We start from the raw sequence: 17,137 nt of genomic DNA, 5'->3' as shown, positions 1-17,137 counted from the left end.
ATTAGCGCAGTGCCTTGCGGTGCTGCGCAGTTTGAAAACCTCCCATCAAGGGGAAGGTCAAGGGGGAAGATGTGAATATATCCGATGTTGCTAAAAAAACCGGTTTAACCAGTAAAGCGATACGCTTTTATGAAGAAAAAGGTTTAGTGACGCCGCCACTACGTAGCGAAAACGGTTATCGCACATACAACCAGCAGCATCTGAATGAACTGACGCTGCTGCGTCAGGCGCGGCAGGTTGGCTTTAACCTGGAAGAGTGCGGTGAGCTGGTCAATTTGTTTAACGATCCGGCGCGTCACAGCGCGGATGTCAAAAAGCGCACGTTAGAAAAAGTGGCGGACATCGAGCGGCATATCAGTGAGCTGCAGGCCATGCGCTTGCATTTGCTGGCGCTGGCGGACAGTTGCCCTGGTGATGATAGCGCCGAATGCCCGATCATGGATAACCTCTCCGGCTGTTGCCATCACAAAGCAAAGGCTTAACGGCGAGGGGGATTGAGCATAAATACCACTGTGCCACGGTACCACGGGGATTTTTCAAGCTGAGCCTCAGCCTGCAGATCCCGGTTACCGTTTTGCACCAGCCCCAGCTTAAACGGAATGCGCAGACGGGCGAGTGCAGGCAGATACGCCTGATAATTTGCCACCGTCTGACGCCCCTGATAGCTCTGCACCACCAGTTCATCGACCGGCAGTGCGTTTAGCGTGGTGACATCCCCGGTTTTTGCCCAGTCCAGCAGACCAGTCACGCCAAGCGCAAACTCGGCCGGTAGCTGTTGGCGTAGCTGCTGTAGAAAACGGGCGTAATCGGTAAGCTGGTGGGTTGCCGCGTCGAAATCGACCTGCAGGCCGACGACGTGGTTGCCGGCGCTCTGCCAGCGTTGCATCAGCCGTATGATTCGGGCAGGAATCTCCTCCGGTACGTCGAGCGTGGTAAAGCGGATCGTCAGCCAGATTGAGGGAAAAGTCAGACGACTGACCGGCAGTCCCAGACGCTGGAAAACCACGTTACCCGATCGAACCAGCACCTCGCCCTGATGCAGATAGACCGTTTGCGCATTTTGCAGTTCAGCACTGGCTTTCACCCCGGACCACAGCCAGAAGGCCGAATGGTCACGGGCGGCGACGATATCTGCCGCCTGTGCCTGACCGGCCAGCAGCGCGATTACCAGTAGTATTTGAGTTTTTGCGCCCACGGACTTCCCGGATACTGCGTCTTTAACTGCGTGAACCAGTCTTTTCGCTGTGATTTATCCACCTCTTCGCCGCCGCATTCGTTATAACCTGACGGGGAGTAGCACATGATGGCCCGATACAGCGCAAAGCTTTTATCCTCGACTTCCGCTGTTGGGGACGCGATAACCTGTTGATAATAGCGCTGCCTGTCGAACTGGCCGAACGGCTCCTGTCGCGTAATGGCTACTTCCAGCACATCGTTACCGCTACTGTTCTTCCACAGATCGACATGGGTTTGTGTGGTACGGAAGAACTCACCCAGACAGTTCAGCGCGTGGGCATCATCGGCTTTGCGGCTTAATACCGTGACCGTTTCATTGAGGCTGCGGCAGGTATAGCCGGCCTGAGCGGCATCTCCGTTCCAGTCAAACACGCTCAGATTGACGTCATCAAATGCGGTGCCAACAACCGGTTGGCTAATGGCACGGGCCAGTTTTCGGTCATTCAGCCAGTCCGCAAAACGGTTCTCGGTAAGATCCCGAACCAGCAACGTATGCAGAGCTATCGTGCGCTCTTCATTGTTAGGCCCATGGGTAGCCTGCTGGCGCAACAGTTCTGGCGTTGCCTGTGTTTTCAGCACCTGAGAGCGGAAACGCAGATTGGTTACCGCACTGTCCGGGGCGAATATCGCCGCGCTGTCACCACTGTAAACCAGCGTAGCCGCCAGCTTGGCCTGTACATATTGCTGCTGCTCGTTATCTTTGCTCACGTTCAGCAGCTGCTGCCAGAAATCACGTGCCGCGGTCCAATTCTTCTGGCCCATCAACGCTTCGCCGTACAGCACCTGTTCGCTAAACGCGAGCGTATCGTGTGCGGGAAGTTGTTGTGCCGGGGTTACTGCCTGAACAATAGCCGCGTAGTTGCCCGCCGCCATCCATAAATTCAGCTGCAAATTGCGCCACAGTGGCATGTGTTGGCTTTGTTCAAATACCGGCTTGCTCGCATCAAGTTGCGCCTGGGTCAGCGTGGGTTTTTTATCGCTATTCAGTCGCAGTGCGCGTAACAGTTCGATATAGCTTACGCGGGGCGCATCAGGAAAGGCTTCAATCACGGATTGTTCATAGAATTGCATACCGTAGACGTTATCGTATTCTGTCACGGTCTCACGCAACTGCTGCGCATTGGCCGACGTCTCAAAGGCCTGCTCATACAGTCCGGCCAGCTGCGGCCAGGCTTGTAAATACCAGTTGATACGCCGCAGCATACCGCGTGTCGAATCGGCGTACTGGCCTTGCGGCCAGCGTTGCAGATAGGCTTGCGCCTGAGTCTGTGCCTGAGCGGCATCCTGGTGGTTAATCCTGGTGATATCAAAATCACCGTATTCACCGACGCTGTTCTGACTACTTTTATTCAGCGCTGTGCGCATTAGCATGTACTGCGCCGTTTCTGCCAGCCATGGGCGATCGCTTTTCGCTAGCTGAGCAAACGCTTGTTCGGCATTCACATAATCACCGGCATAGAAATTGGCGGCGGCAATCAGGTACGTTTTATAGCGTTGAGCACCGGAATCCTCAGGCAGAGTGGTCAATGAGGCATCAATCTGTTCGCGGGTTGCGCCGGACAACAGCCCCATCCGCGCTTGCGCCAGAGCCTGGCGTTGTTCAACCGTCAACGACGTATCGGCGAGCAGTGCGGCAAAGAATTGACTGGCGCTGCCCATATTATTCGAAACATGTCGGTTTTCGAGATCATCATTATTGCGGATTACCTCATCCGCGCTGATGTGCAGTTCGGCCATTTGCCGGGTTAGCGTGTCATCAGCATTTTGCTCCGGGGCTGCGGCTGCGGGCGACGTGATGTCATCCCACTGCGGGTGATAAGCGAAATAGAAATCACGGGAGCGGGTGATATCCTCAGGCATAGCCTGTATCGGCAGGGCGAACGATTTTTCCTGACTCAGCAGTCGTAGCAGGTTATCACGGCTGTCGTTTCCGGGGCTGAAGGTCGGCGTGCCTTTCAGCAGACAGTGGTCATCGCTCCATTTGCAATCTTCTATATCTGATGAGGCAAACGCCTGAGGAGCAGTTGCCAGTAGGGTGAAAAGGGCAAAGGCGAGGGGTGTCTTCCTGACCATAGTCTTATTTCCTGTCTGTTTTATGGTGATACGGCTTTGATTACCAGAGTTATGCCTTCAACGGCAACCACTTCAACGTGTGTTCCGGCGCTTAAGTCATCATTGGCGCTGACGGGCCACGAGCTGTCGCCGACGCGCATATGTCCGCGACCATTGACCAGGGCGGTTTCCAGTGTAAACCGACGGCCAACCAACTGTTGTCCGCGCTGATTAAGAGGACTGTCGGCCGGTTTCTGCTCTTGCACGCGCTTCGCCAGCCATTTCCACCACAACCAGGCCGCCAGCAGTGTTAATACGGCGAACATTGCTCCCTGCCACGCCCAGTCGAGCGGTACGAGCCAGATAACCAGCCCGGTTATCACCGCCGCTACACCGCTCCATAGCAGATAACCGTTACCGCCCAGCATCTCGGCGGCCAATAGCAGACCCCCGAGGCTAAGCCAGAAGATATGTGGGTGAACCAGAATCATCGCTATCATGATTTTTTCCGTTCGCTGGCGCTGTCCTTAATCAGCTCAGTGATCCCGGCGATGGAGCCCATCAGGCTGCTGGCATCCAGCGGCATCATCACCACTTTGCTGTTATTCGACGAACCGATATGTTGCAGCGCTTCGGTGTATTTCTGTGCCACAAAGTAGTTCACAGCCTGGATGTCCCCAGCGGCAATGGCTTCAGATACCATCTGCGTTGCACGAGCTTCCGCTTCCGCTGAACGTTCACGTGCTTCGGCCTGTAAGAAAGCGGACTGGCGTTCACCTTCTGCTTTCAGGATTTTCGACTGTTTCTCACCTTCGGCCTTGACGATCTCCGCCTGACGGATACCCTCGGCTTCAAGAATGTAGGCACGCTTGGTACGCTCTGCTTTCATCTGCGCGTTCATCGCATCGATAAGCTCTGCCGGTGGACGAACATCGCGGATCTCGATACGGGTAATTTTGATGCCCCAGGGATTGGTGGCTTCATCAACGATATGCAGCAAGCGCGTATTGATGTTGTCGCGCTGGGAGAGCATCTCATCGAGTTCCATTGAGCCAAGAACGGTACGGATGTTGGTCATGGTCAGGTTGATGATCGCCAGTTCCAGGTTGCTGACTTCATACGCCGCTTTCGGCGCGTCGATGACCTGAATAAAGCACACGGCATCAATCGCGACATTGGCGTTGTCTTTGGAGATGACTTCCTGAGAGGGGATATCAAGCACCTGTTCCATCATGTTGATCTTACGACCAATACGGTCCATGAACGGTACAACAAGGCTTAAACCCGGTTGCAGGGTTTTGGTGTAACGGCCAAAACGCTCTACCGTCCACTGATATCCCTGCGGGACGATTTTGACGCCCGCGCCGACGATGACCAGCGCGACAAAAATAAGAATAGGAATAAAAATGAGCATTGATGAAACCTCCTGTTGTGCTGTCCTTTACTGCCTCATTAATCAAATTATACCCGATTTATCAAGGTGGGCTCCCCTATAATAAATTACAGGGATAGACTGTCTGCACGAAAGAGGTAAAAAAGGGATTGGTAATGGAAGAAAGCAGAATGCTGCTTCAGTTAAAGAATGTCGCCTGGCAGGCGGGAACAACGAAAATTCTTAATAACATCAGTTTTAATCTTAATGCCGGAGAATTTAAGCTGATTACCGGCCAGTCCGGTTGCGGTAAAAGCACGTTGTTGAAAATTGTTGCGTCGTTAATTAGCCCGAGTGCGGGTGAGATTATCTTTGAGGGGAAGGAGATAACGACCCTCAAGCCGGAAGCGTATCGTCAGCAGGTCTCTTATTGCGCGCAAACGCCCGCTTTGTTTGGTGATACCGTCTACGACAACCTCATTTTCCCCTGGCAAATCCGCGAAAAACGTCCGGAACCGGATGTGTTTCTGGCCGATCTGGCCCGATTTGAGTTGCCCGAGGCAATCCTCAAAAAAAACATCAATGAGCTGTCCGGCGGCGAAAAGCAGCGCGTCTCGTTAATGCGTAATTTGCAGTTTCTGCCGAAAATCCTGCTGCTCGATGAAATCACCAGCGCGCTGGATGAAGCCAACAAACGGAATGTGAATGAGCTAATTCACCGCTATGTGCGCGATAAGAATATTGCTGTACTGTGGGTGACGCACGACAAAGATGAAATTAATCATGCGGATAATGTCATTATCCTTCAGCCGCATGCCGGAGAAATGCAGGAAGTAAGCAATGAATGAGCATAATATTACCAACGAATCACTGGCGTTAGCGATGATGCTGGTGGTGGTGGCGATGCTGATCAGCCACAAAGAAAAACTGGCACTGGAAAAAGATATTATCTGGAGCGTTTGCCGGGCGGTTGTCCAGCTTATTATCGTAGGCTATGTGCTGAAATATATTTTCGGCGTCAACCACAGCATTCTGACCTTAGTGATGGTGCTGTTTATCTGCTTTAACGCCGCATATAACGCGCAAAAACGCAGTAAATATATTGATAAGGCTTTTATCTCCTCATTTATCGCCATTACCTCGGGGGCGGGAGTCACGCTGGCCGTTTTGGTACTGTCAGGCTCCATCGAGTTTGCACCGATGCAGGTGATCCCGATTTCCGGCATGATCGCCGGGAATGCGATGGTGGCCGTCGGGTTATGTTACAACAACCTGGGGCAGCGCTTTAGCAGTGAGCAGCAGCAAATTCAGGAGAAATTAAGCCTCGGCGCGACGCCGAAAGTAGCGTCTGCACCGCTTATTCGGGACAGTATTCGCGCATCGCTGATCCCAACGATCGACTCCGCGAAAACCGTCGGACTGGTGAGTTTGCCGGGGATGATGTCAGGATTGATCTTTGCCGGTATCGATCCGGTAAAAGCGATTAAGTATCAGATTATGGTGACGTTTATGCTGCTCTCTACCGCCAGCCTGTCGACCATTATCGCCTGCTATTTAACCTATCGGAAGTTCTATAATTCACGCCACCAGTTGGTGGTGACGCCATTAAAGAAACCGTGATGTGATGCCGGATAGCGGCTACCGCTTATCCGGCCGACGAGAGTGGTATTTGTCGGCCCGATAAGCACTGCGCCATCGGGCAAAATGAAACGGATTAGTACAACAGTGCGTACAGCTGACGACGATATTTTGACGCCAGCGCATCACCGGTACCCAGCGCCGCGAGGATCTCCTGGAAGGTCTTACGTGCCTGACCATCAGCCGCCGCGAGATCTTTCTTCAAATGGCCGAACAGGAGTTCCAGCGCTTCTTCGTTACGTCCAACCTGGTGCAATTGAATAGCCAGCTGCGTTGCCAGTGCCGCATCCTGCGGGTTATTCGTAACTTGTTGCTGTAACTGCTGAATTTCTGGCGTATCTGCGGCCTGCTTCAGCAGTTCAATTTGCGCGACCAGCCCTTGATAACGGGTATCCTGATCCTGCAATGGGATGGTTTTGAGTACAGCTTCAGCATCTTCAGTACGATTCAGCGCAATTTGCGTTTCCGCCAGCAGCAGACCAATTTCGCTGCTCTGGTTGGAGATTTGCCACGCTTCTTTCAACAGCGGCAGGGCGTCGGCGTGGTTACCCGCTTCAATAAATTCAATCGCCTGACGTGCTTTTAGCTCTTCTTCACTCGGCAATACTTTTTCCAGCAGCGCACGGATAACCTCTTCCGGCTGCGGTCCCTGGAAGCCATCGACCGGCTGACCGTTCTGGAACAGATAAACCGTTGGGATTGCACGCAGACCAAACTGAGACGCGATCATCTGTTCGGCGTCGCAGTCCAGCTTGGCAAGAATAAACTGGCCGTTGTACTGTGCAGCAAGACTCTCCAGTACCGGCGTTAATTGCAGACAATGTTGGCTACGTTCAGACCAGAAATAGAACAGGACCGGGGTGGTCATCGACAATTCAAGGGTCTGCTGCAGATTTGATTCGTTAATATTGACAATATTTTGTGCGGACATGGAGTCACTCTCTATTCGTCTATTTGTTTCTACATGGGGGCTGACGAGCAGGCTTCAACTCAGCCGTGTAAAATTTTGTCCATTGCGCGGCCCGGCAGCAGACGTTTAAGCAACGTCACAGCCCAGGTCACCAGCGTAACGGGATAACGCAATTTGGGTTTGTCGCTCTCAAAAGCATGGCGCACTTTGGCGACAACGGCCTCCGGACCCAATGTAAACCGTGCAGCAATACCGGGGTTCTCGACGGGCTTATCACTCTGGGTCTGGTTGACGTTTTCAGTAAAGCGGGTGCGAATGGGGCCGGGTTCAATCAGGCTGACCTTAATTCCGCTATGGCGAAGTTCCATCCGTAGCGCATCGGACCAGGCTTCCAGCGCATATTTGCTGGCGGCATACGCGCCGCGCCCTGGCGTGGAAATTAATCCCATGACTGAAGAGGTCATCACAATACGTCCTTCGCCATGAGGTAACATGGCGGGGAGCAGGCGCATGGTGAGCTGATGTGCGCCAAAAAAGTTGGCGGAAAACTGCTGTTCCATTTGCTCGCGGCTGATGGTGGACAGTGGGCCATAAACGCCGAATCCGGCGTTGTTAAAGATCCCATACAAACGGTTATCGGTCAGGGCGATCGCCTCATCGGCGGCGCGATCCACGCTTTCTGGTGAGTCGAGATCCAGCAATATGCCGGTGAATCCCATGCCGTTCATGCGCGCGACATCCTCAGGTTTGCGGCAGCCAGCCAGAATTCGAAAACCCTGGCGTTTAAGCTCAAGCGCACTTTCCAGGCCAATACCACTGGAACATCCTGTTATTAAGACCGATTTTTGCATAACTTTACCTGTCAGGATCTCCGTTGATTTACGAGTCGTGATTTACTATATCCGTCATACTTCAAGTTGTCTGTGCGTTGGCTACGCTCGCTCACCCCAGTCACATAGTTATCTATGCTCCTGGGGACTCTCTCACTTGCCGCCTTCATACAACTCGAATTATTTAGGATAGAAAAGGAGTCAATTGTTTCGCCATCCAGTCGGCAATAAACGGCTGGGCGTCACGATTAGGATGGATACCATCATCCTGCATCCATTGGGGTTTCAGATAGACCTCTTCCATAAAAAAGGGCAGCAGAGGAATATCAAACTCTTTGGCAAGCTTGGGATACATCGCGCTAAAGGTTTCATTATAACGGCGACCGTAGTTTGCTGGCAGACGAATTTGCATCAGCAGCGGTTCGGCATTCGCCGCTTTTACGTCCTGCAAAATGGTACGCAGGGTTTGTTCAGTTTGGGCAGGTGCAAACCCGCGCAGGCCGTCGTTGCCACCCAGTTCGACCAGCACCCAGCGCGGCTGATGTTGTTTCAGTAATGCGGGCAGACGGGCCAGACCCTGCTGCGAGGTATCGCCGCTAATACTGGCATTTACCACCGGTGTTTTGCTGTGCCATTTATCATTAAGCAGTGCAGGCCACGCCGCACTGGCTGACATACGGTATCCGGCGCTCAGGCTGTCACCCAGAATAAGTAACGTGTCCGCCGCGGCGACGCGGAAAGTTAACAGAACCAGGAACAGGAAAGGCAAATGCCAGCGGAAAACATTGTTGAAGTTCATCATCTTAAGAAATCCGTCGGTCAGGGTGATCACGAGCTATCCATCCTTACCGGAGTTGAACTGGTTGTCAAACGCGCCGAGACCATTGCGCTGATTGGCGAATCAGGATCGGGGAAATCTACGCTACTGGCGATCCTTGCCGGGCTGGACGATGGCTCCAGTGGTGAAGTGAGTCTGGTGGGGCAGGCGCTGCATACCATGGACGAAGAGGCCCGGGCGCAGTTACGGGCGCGACATGTTGGCTTTGTCTTCCAGTCATTCATGTTAATTCCAACGCTGAACGCACTGGAGAACGTTGAGCTTCCTGCACTGTTGCGGGGAGAACACAGTGGGAAAAGCCACGATGGTGCGAAAACGCTGCTTGAACAATTGGGGTTGGGGAAACGGCTCGACCATCTTCCGGCTCAGCTTTCTGGCGGTGAGCAGCAGCGCGTGGCGTTGGCGCGGGCCTTTAACGGTCGCCCTGACGTGCTGTTTGCCGATGAACCAACGGGCAATCTGGACCGCCAGACCGGAGACAAAATCGCCGACCTGCTGTTTTCTTTGAACCGGGAACACGGTACCACCCTGATTCTGGTGACCCATGACCCGCAGCTGGCGGCGCGTTGCGATCGGCGTTTACGCCTGGTGAATGGACAGTTGCAGGAGGAGGCATGATTGCACGCTGGTTCTGGCGCGAATGGCGCTCGCCTTCATTACTGATTGTCTGGCTGGCGCTGAGCCTGGCGGTAGCTTGTGTGCTGGCGCTGGGCAATATCAGCGATCGTATGGAAAAAGGGCTGAGCCAGCAAAGCCGTGAGTTTATGGCGGGCGATCGGTCGCTACAAAGTTCGCGTACCGTGCCGAAAGCGTGGATTGACGAGGCGCGACAGCGTGGCCTGAAGGTGGGGGAACAGCTCACCTTTGCCACCATGACTTTTGCCCGCGATACGCCGCAACTGGCGAACGTCAAAGCGGTGGATGATGTGTATCCGATGTACGGCTCGTTGCAGACCCATCCGCCGGGGCTGAAACCGCAGCCTGGCTCGGTGCTGCTGGCGCCGCGTTTGATGGCGCTGCTCAACTTAAAAATCGGCGACGCCATCGACGTTGGCGATGCCACGTTGCGCATTGCGGGTGAAGTGGTGCAGGAACCTGACTCTGGCTTTAATCCGTTCCAGATAGCGCCGCGTCTGATGATGAACATGGCGGATGTTGAAAAAACGGGAGCGGTCCAGCCGGGAAGCCGGGTGACCTGGCGCTATAAATTTGGCGGGACACCGCAGCAATTAGAAGGCTATGAAAAGTGGTTGCTGCCACAGCTGAAGCCAGAACAGCGCTGGTATGGGCTGGAACAGGATGAAGGGGCACTGGGGAAATCGCTTGAGCGTTCGCAACAATTCCTGCTGCTTTCTGCATTGTTAACGCTGCTGCTGGCGGTGGCCGCAGTTGCTGTAGCGATGAGCCACTATTGCCGTAGTCGTTACGACCTGGTGGCGATTCTGAAAACGCTCGGCGCGGGCAGGGCGCAGCTGCGTAAGCTGATTATTGGACAGTGGCTGATGGTGCTGGTGCTGTCTGGTGCAACCGGGGGGCTGTTTGGCCTGTTATTTGAGCGCGTGCTGGTGGTGTTGCTCAAACCGGTTCTGCCCGGCGAGTTGCCGCCTGCCAGCCCCTGGCCGTGGCTATGGGCATTAGGCACCATGACTGTCATTTCCCTATTGGTGGGGCTACGTCCTTATCGGCTGCTGCTGGCGACGCAGCCATTGCGGGTACTGCGTCGTGATGTCGTTGCCAACGTCTGGCCACTGAAGTTCTATTTGCCTGTGGTATTGATCGTTGTGGTCGCGCTGCTTGCCGGACTGATGGGGGGGAGCATGCTGCTGTGGGCGGTGCTGGCCGGCGCGGTTGTACTGGCGCTCTTGTGCGGCGTGCTGGGCTGGATGCTGCTCAACGTACTGCGTGGCCTGACGTTAACGTCGCTACCGCTACGTTTAGCGGTCAGTCGACTGTTGCGCCAGCCGTGGTCAACGCTCAGCCAGCTATCGGCCTTTTCGCTTTCCTTTATGCTGCTGGCGCTGCTGCTGGTACTGCGTGGCGATCTGCTCGATCGCTGGCAGCAGCAAATGCCGCCAGAAAGCCCCAACTACTTCCTGATTAACATCGCCAGCGAGCAGGTGGTGCCGCTGAAAGCGTTCCTGTCTGAACATCAGGTGATCCCGGAGTCGTTCTATCCGATCGTACGGGCGCGTCTGACGGCGATCAATGACAAAGCCACCGAAGGTAATCAGGACGAGGCGCTTAATCGTGAACTGAATCTGACCTGGCAGGATACCCGGCCGGATCATAACCCGATTACCGCCGGAAGCTGGCCGCCAAAAGCGGGTGAAGTGTCGATGGAAGAGGGGCTGGCGAAGCGCTTAAACGTGAAGCTTGGCGATCGTGTGACCTTTATGGGCGATACCCAGGATTTCAGTGCCACGGTAAGCAGCCTGCGAAAAGTGGATTGGGAAAGCCTGCGACCGAATTTCTTCTTTATCTTCCCTTCCGGTGCGCTCGACGATCAGCCCCAGAGCTGGTTAACCAGCTTTCGTTGGGAGAACGGCAACGGCATGTTGACGCAGCTTAACCGCGAATTCCCGACCATCAGCCTGCTGGATATTGGCGCGATCCTCAAACAGGTCAGTCAGGTACTTGAGCAGGTGAGTCGCGCGCTGGAAGTGATGGTGGTTCTGGTCACCGCTTGCGGCATGTTATTGCTGCTGGCGCAGGTTCAGGTGGGGATGCGTCAGCGTCATCAGGAGCTGGTGGTCTGGCGAACGCTGGGCGCGGGTAAGAAATTGCTGCGTACTACGCTGTGGTGCGAGTTCGCCATGTTGGGGATGGTCTCCGGCCTGGTGGCGGCCATCGGTGCGGAAACGGCGCTGGCGGTTCTGCAAACAAAAGTCTTTGATTTCCCTTGGGAACCTGACTGGCGACTGTGGGTCGTATTACCCTTCTGCGGGGCGTTGCTACTCTCCCTATGCGGTGGATGGCTTGGCTCGCGTCTGTTAAAAGGCAAAGCGCTGTTCCGTCAGTTCAGTAGTTAATTCATATTAGTGATGATTACGCACCGGTTTTTTAAATCGGTGCGTTTTTTATCTATGTAGCACAAATTGATAACTCGTTGATATTTAACAGCACAGAACAATAAAAACCCGACAACACGAGTGTATTAATAAACGTTAATATTTGTACGCTGAATAATTGGCAGGCTATCTATCAAGGTACAAATAATGACTATAAAAAAAACAGCGCTGGCAGTATCGATCGGCGCAGCAGTGGCATTAACGACTTTCGCCTCCCAGGCGGAAATCACGGTCCTGAAACAAGATCCGCAGGCGGGCAATCCGCTGAGCCGTCTTAACTTCACCGTCGGCGGGAGTATTCGTCCGCAGTTCCAGAATATGGCTGGCGATGATGGTAAGAATGGTTACAAACGTAATGGTTTCGACGGCGGTACTCGTTTCCGCTTCGCTGCTGATTACTATCTGTTTGATGACATCAGTTGGGTGAGTTACTACGAGCTGGGCGTTAACTTCCCGGCGATGTTCAACTGGGATAATCACTATGCTGACGGCGCCAACGATACCACGCGCCGTATGCTGTACACCGGTCTGAAGAGCGCGACCTGGGGTACGCTGACCTTCGGTCAACAGAACAGCATTTACTATGATGTGGTTGGCGCGAAAACGGATATCTGGGACTACGACATGATCGGTCAGGCACCAGGTAACGGGATCAACGGCGACTATGACGGTTCATATCGTACACGTAAGTCGCTGAAGTATAAAAACACTGTTGGAGATGTTGATCTCTACGCTTCTTATCTGTTCAGCGATGACTACAACCCGAATAACGGCCTGCGTTACAAACGTAAAGGCGGCGGTTCACTGGGTGTGGATTATCATATTACGGATGACCTGACCTGGGGTACGGCGTGGAACTACACCCGCGCGGAGATGCGTGGCAACACCAGCAAAACCTACGATCAAAACATCGTCGGTACTGCGCTGAGCTGGAAACCGGACAACTGGATCTTCTCGCTGGGCGGCGGTTGGTATCAAAACTTCATGACCACCAAAAAAGTGTCTGTTAACGATTACTTTGCCGGTGATGCGTGGGGTCTGGAATACTTCGCGGGTTACACCTTCCCGGTGGGTCAGTATGCGCTGAAATCCGTTCAGCCTTACTTTATGGGCGACCGTATTGAGTACGTGAATGGCCGTAACTATCTGCGTACCGACAACGGCGTGGGTATCAGCTTCCAACTGGATTACGGTTTCCGTGTTGATTACGAACACGTATTCACTTCCAGCACCGACAATCTGGGTGATATGAACCTGGTTCGTCTGCGTTACGACTTCTAATCGAACCCCTGCCGCCCGATGCGCTTGCGTTTATCGGGCCTAAGAGAGTTGTTGTAGGCCGGATTAGGCACGTGTGCCGACATCCGGCTTTTTTATGCCTTCTCTCATTTAAAAACATACTCTGCAACATCATGAAATAATTTCAAGGACAGCAGGTTGTGATCTGTGTCATGTTAACAATCAGCCTGTTAACGGGCCAACAAGAACAACGCCGCAAGAACGGCGTGAGACATGACACCACAACGTTAAAATGGAGAGAATATGGGATTGCGTCAGAGTTTACGCGTCGCGACCGGGGCGCTGTTACTGGCCTGCGGATTACAATTTGCTCATGCAAACAGTGATCCGCACACCATCGTATTTGGCGTCGCACCGGGTCCGTATGGCGATATGGTGAAACAAGCCATTGCCCCTACGCTGAAAGAGAAAGGCTACAAGGTGGTGGTGCGCGAATTTAGTGACTACGTGCAGCCAAACATGGCGCTCTCCAACGGCAGCATTGACGCAAACCTGTTTCAGCACTCGCTTTATTTTGACAAATTCACCGCCGACAAAGGGTTGAAATTGAGTAAGCTCATCGTTGTTCCAACGGCGGGAATGGGTTTTTACTCGCATAAAATCAAGAGCCTGGATGAACTGAAGAAAGGTGATGTCATCACACTTTCTAACGATCCGACGAACCTGGCTCGCGGTTTGCGCTTCCTGCAATCTATCGACCTTATCACCATCAAAGACAATATTGATCCCACTAAAGCTTCTGAACGTGATATCGCCAGTAACCCGAAAGGACTGGTGTTTAAACCGCTGGAAGCGGCACAGTTGCCGCGTACGCTGGATGGTGTGACCGGGGCACTGGTTAACGGTAACTTTGCGGTTGCGGCAAAACTGGATCTCGCCAGTGCGATCAAGCAAGAGCACCTGGATGAAAACCTGAAAAATATCATTGCGGTACGCAGTGAAGATGCAGATAAACCGTTCGCCAAAGACATTGTTGAAGCGGTGAAATCTCCGGCTTATCGTGCGGTGATAGACGATCCGAACAATATCTATAGCGCCTTCCAGAAGCCGGAATGGATGACGGCAGCCCAATAATCGCTGCGCTTAAGGTTTAACAGGGCAGCAACGACTGCCCTTTTCGCATTTCTGAGGTCGGTATGATTGAGATAGATAAGGTTTGCGTGGATTTCAGCGCAGGCCGTGGACCGTCAACCCGGGCGGTTGATGAGGTCAGCCTGCGCATCGGCGCAGGTGAGATATTTGGCATTGTGGGAACCAGTGGGGCGGGGAAAAGTACGCTGCTGCGTACCCTGAACGCCTTAACGCGCCCAAGCCAGGGAAGCGTGAAGGTGAACGGTGTTGAAATTTCAGCGCTGGAAGGAACGCACTTACGTAAGGCCCGTCAGCGTATCGGGATGATTTTTCAACATTTTAATTTGATGCACACCCGCACGGTGGCGCAAAACGTTGCTTTTAGCCTGAAGGCTGCCGGATGGGAGCGCAGCAAAATCGCGCCACGCGTGGCGGAGATCTTAGCGCTGGTCGGGTTAGCGGATAAAGCAAACCGTTTTCCGGTACAGCTCAGCGGCGGACAAAAACAGCGCGTGGGTATTGCCCGCGCCATTGCCAACCACCCGGATGTACTGCTTTGCGATGAACCCACTTCCGCGTTAGATCTGGAAACATCGGCCACCATTCTGGCTCTGCTTAAGCAGATCAACCAACAACTGGGGATCACGATCGTGCTGATCACTCACGAGATGAATGTGATCAAATCAATTTGCGATCGCGTGGCGGTGATGTCCGGTGGCAAGGTGGTGGAGTCCGGTGAGGTGTTTGATGTCTTTGCCCACCCGCAGCACGCGTTCACGCAGCAACTGGTGTCGCATACCCTCAATTTGACGCTGCCCGAGCGACTGCGCCAGCATCTGCCTGGCCAGTTGCTAAAAATTCTGTTCATCGGCGATTCGGCGGAACAGCCGGTGTTGTCAGAAGTGGCGGTTAAATTTGGCGTGGCGGTGAACATTCTGCACGGCAAAATTGAGTATATCGGTGAGCGTGCGCTGGGTATTTTGGTCGTACAACTGACCGCCCCGCATAATCCTTCTGCGGTCGATACCGCTGTGGAACATATTCGTCAACGTACCGCACAGGTGGAGGTGATTCGTGGATGATTTATTGCCGGATTTGACGCTGGCGTTTAATGAAACCTTCCAGATGCTGAGTATCTCAACCGTACTGGCGATCGTTGGCGGCCTGCCGTTAGGGTTTCTTATTTTTGTCACCGACCGGCATTTATTCTGGCAGAACCGTTTCGTGTATCTGCTCAGTTCTGTGCTGGTGAACATTATCCGTTCGGTACCGTTTGTGATCCTGTTGGTGCTGTTGCTGCCGTTAACCCAGTTTCTGCTCGGGAACACCATCGGACCGATTGCGGCGTCGGTCCCGCTCTCTGTAGCGGCGATTGCGTTTTATGCCCGACTGGTGGACAGCGCGTTACGTGAGGTTGATAAAGGCATTATCGAAGCCGCGGAAGCGTTTGGCGCCAGCCCGATGCGTATTATCTGCACCGTGCTGTTACCGGAAGCCAGCGCGGGATTACTGCGTGGGCTGACGATAACGCTGGTGAGTCTGATCGGTTACTCCGCGATGGCTGGGATCGTGGGTGGTGGCGGGGTAGGCGACCTGGCCATTCGCTTTGGTTATTACCGCTACGAAACCCAGGTCATGATTGTTACGGTCGTGGCGCTGATTATTCTGGTGCAGGTGGTTCAGGTGCTGGGCGACTGGTTGGCGAAACGCGCGGATAAGCGCGACAGACACTGATCACTGTGCGTTAAGCCATTCGGCAACATCATGCCATGTGCCGCGAAAGACGATTTTCGCGGCTTTCTTTTCCAGTTGATAGCGATACATCGGGTCGTAATACTCGTTGAGTAACGGCACCAGCCAGCCCATATGAGCGTCGGTGCTGCCTGTCGTCTGCTGTTCGCGCAGGGCAACGTCGAGCTGCGCGGTTAGCTCCGCAAAGCGTTGTAACCCCAGACGACGGCGGATGGCGAACAGGCCGTGATGCAGATAGTCACTGTACTCCTGCCAGCCCTGAGTTTCCCCGTAAACGCGGGTGAAATCGTGGTGCATACGGACAAAATACTCTTCGCGCAGTCGCTCCAGGCGTAACTCAAAGGGATCTTCCACCACCGCAATGGATGCCTGGGCCATACGATCACGTAAACATTCGGGCAAATGGTTGGCACCAATCATGCGGCCTTCATCTTCCAGTACCCACAAACGCAGATCCTGGCGGCTGTCGGTTTTCAGCATTTCGACCGCCAGCAGGTTTTCGAAGCTCGCCTGGCTCAGCTGTGGTTCAACGGTGCGGCCAAAAGAGGAACCGCGATGATGTGCCAGACCTTCGAGATCCACGCCGTTTGGCTGCTGTTGTACCAACAGCGTTTTTCCGCTTCCAGTACAGCCGCCAATCAGGACGATAGGTTTTTGCACCAGCGTTTCCGTCAGCTGTATCGTCGCCTGGCGCAGCGCCTTATAACCACCTTTTATCAGCGGATAGTTGATACCAGACTCCTGCAACCAGTGTTGCACGATGTGCGAGCGCTGGCCGCCGCGGGCACAGCACAAGTATCCCTCTGGATGCTGGCGACAGGCGTCCAGCCAGGCGTTCATTCGCTGCTGACGGGTTTCACCCGAGACCAGTTGGTGGCCCAATGCGAGCGCCGCCTCCGGTCCCTGACGTTTATAGCAGGTCCCGACCGCGGCGCGTTCGTCATCGTTCATTAGGGGGAGATTGATCGCACCCGGCATCGCACCCTGTTGAAATTCGACGGGGGCGCGTACATCGATTAAAGGCGTACCGGCGAGCAGGATCGCGCGATAGTCCGTTCCATCGTTCATGTT

17 protein-coding genes are annotated in these 17,137 nt (G+C 53.9%); 9 read left to right on the top strand and 8 right to left on the bottom strand.

Features of this window, described 5'->3' with window-relative positions; genetic code table 11:
* Window positions 1–71 precede the first annotated feature (71 nt).
* Window positions 72–482, top strand: coding sequence for a Cu(I)-responsive transcriptional regulator (cueR, locus tag HV261_RS20035; protein ID WP_126318972.1), 411 nt, complete (start codon window positions 72–74; stop codon window positions 480–482).
* Here cueR and HV261_RS20030 read toward each other — a convergent pair.
* Genes HV261_RS20030 through HV261_RS20015 form a run of 4 tightly spaced genes read right to left on the bottom strand, consistent with a single transcriptional unit; the run spans window position 479 to window position 4,702 of the window.
* Complete coding sequence (locus HV261_RS20030) at window positions 479–1,195, bottom strand: DUF3142 domain-containing protein (protein WP_202039246.1); 717 nt, start codon at window positions 1,193–1,195, stop codon at window positions 479–481. The two genes, cueR and HV261_RS20030, sit on opposite strands and share 4 nt — an antisense overlap.
* On the bottom strand, window positions 1,165–3,309 hold the full coding sequence (locus HV261_RS20025) for a PA5441 family protein (RefSeq protein ID WP_202039245.1): 2,145 nt from the start codon (window positions 3,307–3,309) through the stop codon (window positions 1,165–1,167). The genes HV261_RS20030 and HV261_RS20025 overlap by 31 nt, the downstream gene beginning before the upstream one ends.
* A 20-nt stretch (window positions 3,310–3,329) precedes the next feature.
* On the bottom strand, window positions 3,330–3,788 hold the full coding sequence (locus tag HV261_RS20020) for an NfeD family protein (protein WP_202039244.1): 459 nt from the start codon (window positions 3,786–3,788) through the stop codon (window positions 3,330–3,332).
* Complete coding sequence (locus HV261_RS20015; RefSeq protein ID WP_005125227.1) at window positions 3,785–4,702, bottom strand: SPFH domain-containing protein; 918 nt, start codon at window positions 4,700–4,702, stop codon at window positions 3,785–3,787. The genes HV261_RS20020 and HV261_RS20015 overlap by 4 nt, the downstream gene beginning before the upstream one ends.
* Window positions 4,703–4,836: 134 nt before the next feature.
* Between HV261_RS20015 and fetA the strand changes: the two genes are divergently transcribed.
* Both fetA and fetB read left to right on the top strand, forming a co-directional pair.
* On the top strand, window positions 4,837–5,508 hold the full coding sequence (fetA, locus tag HV261_RS20010; RefSeq protein ID WP_202039243.1) for an iron efflux ABC transporter ATP-binding subunit FetA: 672 nt from the start codon (window positions 4,837–4,839) through the stop codon (window positions 5,506–5,508).
* Window positions 5,501–6,280 carry an iron efflux ABC transporter permease subunit FetB gene (gene fetB / locus HV261_RS20005; protein ID WP_202039242.1) on the top strand — a complete coding sequence of 260 codons (780 nt, stop codon included), beginning with the start codon at window positions 5,501–5,503 and terminating at the stop codon, window positions 6,278–6,280. Before fetA ends, fetB begins: the two co-directional genes overlap by 8 nt.
* A 94-nt stretch (window positions 6,281–6,374) precedes the next feature.
* On the opposite strand, the gene HV261_RS20000 is transcribed toward fetB, so the two are convergent.
* The 3 genes from HV261_RS20000 to tesA all read right to left on the bottom strand — a co-directional run bounded on the left by HV261_RS20000 (window position 6,375) and on the right by tesA (window position 8,837).
* A complete protein-coding gene (locus tag HV261_RS20000; RefSeq protein ID WP_202039241.1) occupies window positions 6,375–7,229 on the bottom strand; it encodes a co-chaperone YbbN in 855 nt (284 codons plus the stop codon).
* Window positions 7,230–7,288: 59 nt separating this feature from the next.
* Entirely contained in the window at window positions 7,289–8,059 is a 771-nt protein-coding gene (locus tag HV261_RS19995) for an SDR family oxidoreductase (protein WP_137384589.1), read from the bottom strand.
* A 163-nt stretch (window positions 8,060–8,222) separates the two neighbouring features.
* On the bottom strand, window positions 8,223–8,837 hold the full coding sequence (tesA, locus tag HV261_RS19990) for a multifunctional acyl-CoA thioesterase I/protease I/lysophospholipase L1 (protein ID WP_202039728.1): 615 nt from the start codon (window positions 8,835–8,837) through the stop codon (window positions 8,223–8,225).
* Between tesA and ybbA the strand changes: the two genes are divergently transcribed.
* From ybbA to HV261_RS19960, 6 genes are all read left to right on the top strand, one after another.
* Window positions 8,808–9,494 carry a putative ABC transporter ATP-binding protein YbbA gene (gene ybbA, locus HV261_RS19985; RefSeq protein WP_202039240.1) on the top strand — a complete coding sequence of 229 codons (687 nt, stop codon included), beginning with the start codon at window positions 8,808–8,810 and terminating at the stop codon, window positions 9,492–9,494. The genes tesA and ybbA overlap by 30 nt on opposite strands.
* The gene (ybbP, locus tag HV261_RS19980; protein WP_202039239.1) at window positions 9,491–11,905 is read left to right on the top strand and encodes a putative ABC transporter permease subunit YbbP; all 2,415 of its coding nucleotides are present in this window, start codon (window positions 9,491–9,493) and stop codon (window positions 11,903–11,905) included. Before ybbA ends, ybbP begins: the two co-directional genes overlap by 4 nt.
* A 186-nt stretch (window positions 11,906–12,091) precedes the next feature.
* A complete protein-coding gene (locus HV261_RS19975) occupies window positions 12,092–13,225 on the top strand; it encodes a porin (RefSeq protein WP_202039238.1) in 1,134 nt (377 codons plus the stop codon).
* 261 nt (window positions 13,226–13,486) lie between these two features.
* Window positions 13,487–14,317 carry a MetQ/NlpA family ABC transporter substrate-binding protein gene (locus tag HV261_RS19970; RefSeq protein WP_202039237.1) on the top strand — a complete coding sequence of 277 codons (831 nt, stop codon included), beginning with the start codon at window positions 13,487–13,489 and terminating at the stop codon, window positions 14,315–14,317.
* Between the two features lie 62 nt (window positions 14,318–14,379).
* Window positions 14,380–15,396, top strand: a complete 1,017-nt coding sequence (sfbB, locus tag HV261_RS19965) for a virulence-associated ABC transporter ATP-binding protein SfbB (RefSeq protein ID WP_202039236.1) — start codon at window positions 14,380–14,382, stop codon at window positions 15,394–15,396.
* Window positions 15,389–16,048, top strand: a complete 660-nt coding sequence (locus tag HV261_RS19960; protein WP_005125237.1) for a methionine ABC transporter permease — start codon at window positions 15,389–15,391, stop codon at window positions 16,046–16,048. The genes sfbB and HV261_RS19960 overlap by 8 nt, the downstream gene beginning before the upstream one ends.
* Here HV261_RS19960 and mnmH read toward each other — a convergent pair whose 3' ends face one another.
* Complete coding sequence (mnmH, locus tag HV261_RS19955; protein WP_202039235.1) at window positions 16,049–17,134, bottom strand: tRNA 2-selenouridine(34) synthase MnmH; 1,086 nt, start codon at window positions 17,132–17,134, stop codon at window positions 16,049–16,051.
* Window positions 17,135–17,137 lie beyond the last annotated feature (3 nt).

The sequence above is a fragment of the Citrobacter sp. RHBSTW-00671 genome (assembly GCF_014103415.1).
Lineage (GTDB): Bacteria > Pseudomonadota > Gammaproteobacteria > Enterobacterales > Enterobacteriaceae > Citrobacter.
The sequence above is the reverse complement of the archived record's forward strand: the minus strand, read 5'-3'. Positions and strand labels throughout refer to the sequence as shown.

Excerpts from the sequence above, each read along its gene's own strand:
- fetB (WP_202039242.1), top strand. The coding sequence starts at position 5,501 with ATGAATGAGCATAATATTACCAACGAATCACTGGCGTTAGCGATGATG.
- mnmH (WP_202039235.1), bottom strand. The coding sequence starts at position 17,134 with ATGAACGATGGAACGGACTATCGCGCGATCCTGCTCGCCGGTACGCCT.
- HV261_RS20000 (WP_202039241.1), bottom strand. The coding sequence starts at position 7,229 with ATGTCCGCACAAAATATTGTCAATATTAACGAATCAAATCTGCAGCAG.
- HV261_RS20020 (WP_202039244.1), bottom strand. The coding sequence starts at position 3,788 with ATGATAGCGATGATTCTGGTTCACCCACATATCTTCTGGCTTAGCCTC.
- sfbB (WP_202039236.1), top strand. The coding sequence starts at position 14,380 with ATGATTGAGATAGATAAGGTTTGCGTGGATTTCAGCGCAGGCCGTGGA.
- ybbP (WP_202039239.1), top strand. The coding sequence starts at position 9,491 with ATGATTGCACGCTGGTTCTGGCGCGAATGGCGCTCGCCTTCATTACTG.
- HV261_RS19995 (WP_137384589.1), bottom strand. The coding sequence starts at position 8,059 with ATGCAAAAATCGGTCTTAATAACAGGATGTTCCAGTGGTATTGGCCTG.
- tesA (WP_202039728.1), bottom strand. The coding sequence starts at position 8,837 with ATGAACTTCAACAATGTTTTCCGCTGGCATTTGCCTTTCCTGTTCCTG.
- HV261_RS20025 (WP_202039245.1), bottom strand. The coding sequence starts at position 3,309 with ATGGTCAGGAAGACACCCCTCGCCTTTGCCCTTTTCACCCTACTGGCA.
- fetA (WP_202039243.1), top strand. The coding sequence starts at position 4,837 with ATGGAAGAAAGCAGAATGCTGCTTCAGTTAAAGAATGTCGCCTGGCAG.
- ybbA (WP_202039240.1), top strand. The coding sequence starts at position 8,808 with ATGCCAGCGGAAAACATTGTTGAAGTTCATCATCTTAAGAAATCCGTC.
- HV261_RS20015 (WP_005125227.1), bottom strand. The coding sequence starts at position 4,702 with ATGCTCATTTTTATTCCTATTCTTATTTTTGTCGCGCTGGTCATCGTC.
- HV261_RS19975 (WP_202039238.1), top strand. The coding sequence starts at position 12,092 with ATGACTATAAAAAAAACAGCGCTGGCAGTATCGATCGGCGCAGCAGTG.
- HV261_RS19970 (WP_202039237.1), top strand. The coding sequence starts at position 13,487 with ATGGGATTGCGTCAGAGTTTACGCGTCGCGACCGGGGCGCTGTTACTG.